This is a genomic window from Pseudomonas frederiksbergensis (assembly GCF_003732665.1).
GTDB classification, from domain to species: Bacteria; Pseudomonadota; Gammaproteobacteria; order Pseudomonadales; family Pseudomonadaceae; genus Aquipseudomonas; species Aquipseudomonas frederiksbergensis_G.
The window spans coordinates 1-280 of record NZ_MOBP01000033.1 but is presented as its reverse complement, the minus strand read 5'-3'; the positions used below and the strand labels follow the sequence as shown (position 1 = coordinate 280).

1 pseudogene is annotated in these 280 nt (G+C 57.5%); it reads left to right on the top strand.

Going from position 1 to position 280, the window contains the following annotated elements:
* Window positions 1–280: pseudogene (locus BK665_RS32965) on the top strand (IS5/IS1182 family transposase); the annotation flags it as partial.

Below are 280 nucleotides of genomic sequence, written 5' to 3'. Positions count from 1 at the left end.
CCACTTGATCGTTGCGCACGAGGTGACCAACGTCGGCTCTGACCGCGACCAACTCAGCTCGATGGCCAAGCAGGCCCGAGAGGCGATGGCGTCAGATACGTTGTCGGTGGTGGCTGACCGAGGTTACTTCAAAAGCGAACAAATCCTGGCCTGTCACGATGCAGGCATCACCGCCTATGTGCCCAAGCCGATGACCTCGGGAGCCAAGGCTGACGGGCGTTTCAATAACGATGCCTTCATCTATGACGCGGCAAAAAACGAATACATTTGCCCGGCTGGA